8 protein-coding genes are annotated in these 7,262 nt (G+C 53.0%); 7 read left to right on the top strand and 1 reads right to left on the bottom strand.

The window, feature by feature from the left end:
• The coding region (locus NH344_RS17790; protein WP_235253490.1) for a transposase at window positions 1-244 on the bottom strand (244 nt) is incomplete at its 3' end.
• 20 nt (window positions 245-264) lie between these two features.
• Between NH344_RS17790 and NH344_RS17785 the strand changes: the two genes are divergently transcribed.
• The 7 genes from NH344_RS17785 to NH344_RS17755 all read left to right on the top strand — a co-directional run bounded on the left by NH344_RS17785 (window position 265) and on the right by NH344_RS17755 (window position 7,140).
• Window positions 265-1,704: an AMP-binding protein gene (locus NH344_RS17785; protein ID WP_290444103.1), complete on the top strand. Its 1,440-nt coding sequence runs from the start codon at window positions 265-267 to the stop codon at window positions 1,702-1,704.
• Between the two features lie 51 nt (window positions 1,705-1,755).
• Window positions 1,756-2,523, top strand: coding sequence for an SDR family oxidoreductase (locus tag NH344_RS17780; RefSeq protein ID WP_062375697.1), 768 nt, complete (start codon window positions 1,756-1,758; stop codon window positions 2,521-2,523).
• A 39-nt stretch (window positions 2,524-2,562) separates the two neighbouring features.
• Window positions 2,563-3,342, top strand: coding sequence for an enoyl-CoA hydratase-related protein (locus NH344_RS17775; RefSeq protein WP_062375694.1), 780 nt, complete (start codon window positions 2,563-2,565; stop codon window positions 3,340-3,342).
• Between the two features lie 56 nt (window positions 3,343-3,398).
• Window positions 3,399-4,538: a cyclohexanecarboxyl-CoA dehydrogenase gene (aliB, locus tag NH344_RS17770; RefSeq protein ID WP_062375691.1), complete on the top strand. Its 1,140-nt coding sequence runs from the start codon at window positions 3,399-3,401 to the stop codon at window positions 4,536-4,538.
• Window positions 4,539-4,609: 71 nt separating this feature from the next.
• Window positions 4,610-5,089: a MarR family transcriptional regulator gene (locus NH344_RS17765; RefSeq protein ID WP_062375689.1), complete on the top strand. Its 480-nt coding sequence runs from the start codon at window positions 4,610-4,612 to the stop codon at window positions 5,087-5,089.
• 96 nt (window positions 5,090-5,185) lie between these two features.
• Entirely contained in the window at window positions 5,186-6,406 is a 1,221-nt protein-coding gene (locus NH344_RS17760) for an ABC transporter substrate-binding protein (protein WP_062375687.1), read from the top strand.
• A gap of 65 nt (window positions 6,407-6,471) precedes the next feature.
• Complete coding sequence (locus NH344_RS17755) at window positions 6,472-7,140, top strand: nitroreductase (RefSeq protein ID WP_062375683.1); 669 nt, start codon at window positions 6,472-6,474, stop codon at window positions 7,138-7,140.
• Window positions 7,141-7,262: the final 122 nt, after the last annotated feature.

Raw genomic sequence — 7,262 nt, 5'->3', positions numbered from 1 at the left:
TTGCCTCGGCTAGTTGGCGCTTCAAGCGGGCGTTTTCTTCTGCCAACGACCGCTCTCGCTCGGATGTGTCTTGCTGCAGCTGTGCTTTAGATCGCCACTGATAGAGCTGACTCGCGTGTATTCCCAGCTCACGCGCCGCTGCTGCAACGCCAATGCGATCCGCAAGCGCTAAGGCTTCTTGCCGGTAGGCATCTGAGTAACGGGTATATGATTTTTTCTTCATTGATGTTGTCGATCTTGCCATGGTTCACCTCATCGTAACGTATGACGTTCTTGAGGTGTCCACCGTTACTGGGCAGGATCATTGTTTCTTGCCAATTGCCCAACGGCTGGCAAATGACAGCCCTACACATGGCCTGTGTTCGTATTGGCGCCGTACTTAATCCACTAATGCCTATTTTTCGCGAACACGAATTAGCATTCATGCTTCGGATGGCCGAAAGCAAGGTGCTAGTGGTTCCGAAAATGTTCCGAAATTTTGATCATGCTGCCATGGCCAATGGCTTACAAACGGATCTGCCCTCTTTAAAGCATGTACTGGTCATCGGTAGTGATGATGACGATAGCTTCGAAAAAGTACTGCTTGACCGCGCCTGGGAAAGTGAAATCGACACAAATACCTTGTTCGAGGCCCGCCGAATATCGGGTGATGACGTCGTACAGCTGCTCTACACCTCAGGCACTACTGGTAAGCCTAAAGGCGTGATGCACACATCTAATACCCTGATGAGCCATATTCGTCCCTTTGCCTCACGGCTAGGGCTGGGAGAGGAAGACACTGTCTTTATGCCCTCTCCACTGGCGCATCAGTTGGGTTTTCTTTATGGCTTACTGCTGCCTATCTATCTCAAAGCGACTGTAGTGCTTCAGGACACTTGGCTGCCTGAGGAGGCAGTGAAGATTATTCGCGCTGAGAAGCCACGACTAATGCTTGGTTCGACTCCCTTCCTGACTGATATCGCCACACAAGCTATCGAGCACGGATCAGACCTTCAGTCGCTGACGCTTTTCCTTTGTGCTGGCGCACCGATACCCAGCCCGCTGGTTGAAAAAGCCGCCAAAAATCTTCCCACCCGCATTCTCTCTGCCTGGGGAATGACTGAGAACGGCGCAGTGACCACTACTCTACCTGATGACGAACCATCCAATGCAGTCAATACCGATGGCGTGCCGCTTCCCTACATGGAGCTCAAAGTGACGGATATTGAGGGCAACGTTTTGCCTCCTAATCAAGAGGGCAACCTATGGGTGCGAGGCGCCAGCCTCTTCGTCGGCTACTTTAAACAGCCGGATCTTTACGGCGTAGATGCTGAAGGCTGGTTCCCAACAGGAGATTTAGCTCGCCTAAATGAAGCAGGCTACGTCCGCATCACCGGGCGCTCTAAGGACGTAGTGATCCGCGGCGGCGAGAACATCCCCATCGTCGATATCGAGAACACTCTCTACCAACATCCGAAGATCCACACTCTAGCGCTGGTAGGTAAGCCCGATGACCGCCTGGGCGAGCGGCTATGCGCTTATGTAACCCTCAAAGAGGGGGTGGAGTCACTAACACTCGAAGAAGTTTGCACTTTCCTCAGCGAACGCAAAGTAACTCGCCAGTACCAGCCAGAGTTTTTAGAGGTACTCGACGAACTGCCGCGCACCCCATCCGGAAAAATTCAGAAATTTAAATTGCGCGATCAGGCTCGCCAAGACGCCTAAAAGAAACATACCGAAAAATCAAAATTTTCTGCAGTTAGGTGAATAAACAATATGAAAGGATTAAAAGGTAGAACAGTTATCGTCACCGGCGGCGGCGGCGGCATTGGGCGGGCTGTGTGCATGCGCTTCGCTGAACATGGCGCCAATGTGGCAGTACTCGACCGCGACGGTCAGGCGGCTCAAGTCACTGTGAACAACATTGGAAAAGCTGACGGCCAAATAAAAGCCTATGTTGCCGATATCACCGACTACAACGCCATCGCTGCCACGGTGACAAGCATCGAGCAGGAGTTAGGCACCCCCACGGTGTTGATTAACAATGCCGGCTTTGACCGGTTTATGCCATTTCTAAAAACAGAGCCTTCTATGTGGGAGTCACTGATTGCCATTAACCTGACCGGTGCTCTCAACATGCACCATATCGTTCTACCCAAGATGGTAGAAGCGGGCGGTGGTCGTGTGATCAACATTGCCTCTGACGCAGCCAGAGTCGGCTCATCCGGTGAGGCCGTCTACGCCGCTTGTAAGGCCGGCTTGTTGGGTTTAAGCAAAACGCTCGCACGCGAGCTCGCCAGTAAGAATGTGACGCTCAACGTCGTTTGCCCTGGCCCTACCGATACAGCCCTTCTAAAAGGCGTGGCGGAAACCTCACGGGATCCTGAAAAACTTTTGGAAGTCTTCCGCAATGCAGTACCCATGCGACGCATTGGTCGACCTGAAGACTACCCCGGCATTATCACCATGCTTGCCAGCGACGAAGCCAGCTTTATTACCGGACAAGTGATTAGTGTCTCCGGTGGTTTAACCATGGCTGGCTAATCACTGCCAGCTTCTACCTATCTTTGTCAGGAGACTTACATGAGTTACGAAGACATCCTCTATGACGTCACCGATGGGGTGGCCACTATCACCATCAATCGCGCTGAACGCTACAACGCTTTCCGCGGGAAAACCTGCATGGAGCTGCTTGATGCCTTCAACCGTGCTGGCTGGGATAAGTCGATTGGTGTCATTGTGCTCACCGGCGCGGGTGACAAAGCATTCTGTACCGGGGGCGATCAAGGCGCGCACGAGGGTCAATACGACGGCCGTGGCATCATCGGTCTACCGGTAGAGGAGCTGCAAACGCTCATCCGCCAAGTGCCTAAACCGGTCATTGCACGAGTGAATGGGTTTGCCATTGGAGGCGGGCACGTTTTACATGTGGTCTGCGATCTAAGTATTGCGTCAGAGACAGCAATTTTTGGCCAGGTAGGTCCAAAAGTGGGATCGGTTGACCCTGGCTTTGGCACCGCTTATCTCGCCCGCGTCATTGGCGAAAAACGAGCACGTGAAATCTGGTACCTGTGCCGAAAATATACGGCTCAGCAAGCGCTCGAATGGGGGCTGCTCAATGCGGTAGTGCCGCCTGAACAGCTTGACGAGGAAGTGCGTAAATGGTGTGACGAAATTCTTGAGAAAAGCCCGACTGCCCTCTCCATCGCAAAACGTTCGTTCAATGCAGACAGCGAAAATATCGCCGGTATTGGTGCACTCGGTATGCAGGCGCTAAGCCTTTACTACGACACCAAGGAGTCGCAGGAAGGTGTTGCTGCGTTTAAGGAAAAGCGTAAGCCCGAATTTCGCAAATATTATTAGTCACCACCATTGCTCCCCTTCACAAAGGGGAGTCTCTAGAGAGTGAGTAAAGCATCATGAATTTTGCATTTACCGAACAGCAAGAAGCCATTCGCGACACCATCGCGCGGTTTGCCGGCGAACGACTAGCCCCTCGCTATCGGCAGCGCGAGCAGGCGGGTTGCATCGAGCGTGAGATCGTTTACGAGTTAGGTCAGATGGGCTGTCTGGGCGGCGAGCTACCCGAAGAGTTTGGTGGCGGTGGGCTAGATTGTATTACCACCGGCGTGATTGTTGAAGAGATTGCCAGGGGTGACTTTAATGTCGGCTATTTACCCCTACTCGCTTCTCTTAATGGTCAAATCATCGCCCATCACGCCCAGCCGGAATTGGCCAAAGAGTGGTTATCAGGCATTACGGCTGGCCGTAAGATCTGCTGTATCGCACTCACTGAGCCGCACGGCGGTTCAGATGCTGCCAACCTTAAGCTCAAAGCAACCCGTGACGGCGATAGCTTTCTGCTAAAAGGTGAAAAAACCTCCATTTCCATGGCCGATCAGGCGGATGTAGCGGTGGTCTTTGCTCGAACCGGCACACAAGAGCAGCGCGCCAGTGGCATCAGCGCTTTTTTAGTGCCCATGGAGAGCCAAGGTGTTTCTACTAGTCGCTTTGAAGATTCAGGCCAACGAGCCATTGGCCGTGGCTCTATTTTCTTCGACAATGTGCGCGTGCCTGCCGACCACATGCTAGGCATAGAGGGACAAGGCTTTAAGCAGGTGATGCAGGGGTTTGACTATAGCCGTGCGCTGATTGGTTTACAGTGTTTAGCCGTCGCTCAGCAGTCACTGGATGAAACCTGGCAGTGGCTCACCCAGCGTGAAGCCTTTGGTCAGCCGTTAGCCACCTTTCAGGGCTTAACCCATCCACTGGCGGAATACCAAACCTACGTGCAAGCGGCGCGGCTGCAGTGTTATTACGCACTGTGGCTAAAAGACAACCAGCGCCCGCATACTGCTGAAGCGGCTATGAATAAGTGGTGGGGGCCGAAGCTAGCCTTTGATGTGATCAAACAGTGCATGCTAGCCCACGGGCATACGGGCTGGGGAGAAGATTTGCCGTTTTCCCAGCGCATGCGCGATGTACTGGGGCTGCAAATTGGTGATGGCACAGCTCAGATTATGAAAAATATTATTGCGCGTCAGTCGGTCTCTGCGTGAACGCTGGCTTCTTGCTTGTCTCACTCGAGCGACTGGGCGCTGATTCTATTGACCCAGTCAAGGATTTGCCGATGGCGAGTGAAGATGACAAAAGCGTGGAAAACCGACTATTTTTTCGGCTTTTTCAGGTTAGCAATATCCTGCAAAAGCAGACGATCAGTGAAGTGGGCCTGAGCACCGTGCAGTGGGCAGTGCTGGGCGCCCTTTCTCGCAAAGGCTTTGAAGAGGGTATTTCGTTTAATGCGCTTACTGATTATTTGGTGGTTAGCCGTCAAAGCCTGGACGGCGTGCTTAAGCGTTTGGAGCGCGATGCCCATGTCGAACGTATTCCTCATCCCGATGACAAGCGCGCGCGGATTATTTTACTAACCAGCCAAGGTCGCGCCTTTTGGGAGAGTTTACAGCCCCGTATTCATGAGTTTTACCGTGATGGTCTGGGCAGCTTTTCCTTCGATGAGACCGTCAGCTTATTGCACTACCTGAATAAACTTCAGCACGATTTAGAAAATACCGCGCTACACGCCAAGGAGGAAACGACCGATACACCATAACCAACTCAACTAACAGCGCTGTTAAAGCGCACCCAGCGTTACTACCCATACCGATAACAACAATTCTGCCTCGTCTTGCGCGGGGTTGGGGGTTCTATGTCTGCTTTAAATAAACAACCATTAGTTATTTCATTAGGCATCGTGTTTGCCAGTGCGTTCAGCAGCGCTCAGGCAAGCTTCAGCGATAATGAAATCCGCATCGGCTATTTATCTGATATGTCAGGGCCCTACCGCGATTTGGCCGGCCCTGGTGGCTTGGAAGCGCTTAACATGGCGGTCGAAGATCACGGCGGTGAGATTAACGGAGCACCGATAGTGGTGTTTAGTGGTGATGACCGCAACAGCGCTGATGTGGGTGCCAATACCGTACGTGAATGGATCGACCAGCGTAATGTGGATATGGTCGCAGGTATGGTGGCCTCGTCGGTGACTATCGCGACCACTCAGCTTTTGGCGGAAAACGATAAGCTTGCCATGGTGGCAGGTGCCGCAGCACTGAGCATCACCAACGAGTACTGCACGCCGAACCATGTACAGTGGGTCTATGATACTTACGCCATGTCTAACGGTGCTGCTAAAGCGATACTCGCAGAAGGGGGTGATAGCTGGTACATGATTACCGCTGACTATGCCTTTGGACACTCGCTGGAAAGCGATGTTACCGCCGTAGTGGAAGCGCATGGAGGCGAGGTTCTGGGTAGCGTACGCCACCCGTTAAATACCAGCGATTTCTCTTCCTATGTCCTGCAAGCGCAAAGCTCAGGCGCCAAGATCGTAGGGCTCGCAAATGCGGGGGCTGATACCGTTAATGCAATTAGCACAGCAGGGCAATTTGGCCTGGCACAGTCTGGTCAGTCACTTGCTGGGTTAATGGTTTTTTTAAACGATATACACGCGCTGGGACTGGAAAGCACCCAAGGCATGCAACTAACGACTGGCTGGTACTGGGATTTGAATGAGGCTTCACGTGAATGGGCAGAGCGCTATCAAGCACGCACCGGCCGAATGCCCACCATGGTACAGGCAGGCGTTTACTCTAGCGTTATGCACTACTTAAATGCCGTTGAAGCGAGCGGCACGGACGACTCAGCCACCGTTCGCGCCATGATGCAAGACACTCCCATTAACGACATGTTCGCCACCAATGGCTACATTCGTGATGATGGTCGCATGGTGCATGATATGTACCTAGCCAGGGTGAAAACACCTGACGCCTCCACTAACGAGTGGGATCTTTACGAAATACTGCGCACGATTCCGGGTGAAGAGGCCTTCCAATCGCTGGAAGAGAGCCGCTGTCACTTGGTCGCCCAATAACATCATTTAATGCGCGCGGCATGCTAGCGGGAAAGCACCGCGCGACTCTTTTAGGGAGTGCCCGCATGCATGTAGATACCGCCATCACCAGCCGTAAATCGGTGCGCCGTTTTCTCGACACCCCCGTCGACCGTGCAACGATTATGCATATATTGCAGGTCGCGAGCCGTTCTCCCAGCGGTAGCAATATCCAGCCGTGGAAAGTGCATGTGGTGGCGGGTACCGCTAAAGACCAGCTTTGCCAGCGGTTATTAGACGCCGTTGATCACGGCAAAAGCGACCCTCCCGAGTATCACTACTACCCGCAGAACTGGTTTGAACCCTACCTGGAACGCCGCCGACGCTGTGGCTTTGGGCTTTATGCAACACTAGGTATCGGACGCGACGATAAAGCCAAGCGCGAAGCCCAGGCACGGCGTAATTTTCAGCTTTTCGATGCACCCGTGGGGCTTTTCATCACGATGGATCGTCGTCTGGAAGCCGGCAGTTTTATGGACTGCGGCATGTTTATCCAAAGTGTGATGTTGGCCGCCCGTGGCCAGGGGCTGCATACCTGCCCGCAGGCTGCCTTTGCTTGGTACCACACGCTTATTCGCGACGAGCTTAAGCTGGATGAAAACTCGCTTCTGCTCTGCGGCATAGCGCTAGGCTACGAAGACACTCAGGCACCCGAGAACAGCTTTATTACCGAGCGTGAAAGCGCGGAGAATTTCACGACTTTTCATGGCGTTTAAGATCGAGTAGACATCATGGATTGACCTGCCCCTCCTCAACGTCGTGGATTACGTTGAGGTAGGGACCAAAATGCAGAGCCACTATTGAGGGAGGCAGGTCATGAAACAGTCTAACGCAACTC

This window comes from Halomonas sp. Ps84H-12, assembly GCF_024124725.1.
GTDB classification, from domain to species: Bacteria; Pseudomonadota; Gammaproteobacteria; order Pseudomonadales; family Halomonadaceae; genus Vreelandella; species Vreelandella aquamarina.
This window is presented reverse-complemented; position numbering and strand designations above follow the sequence as displayed.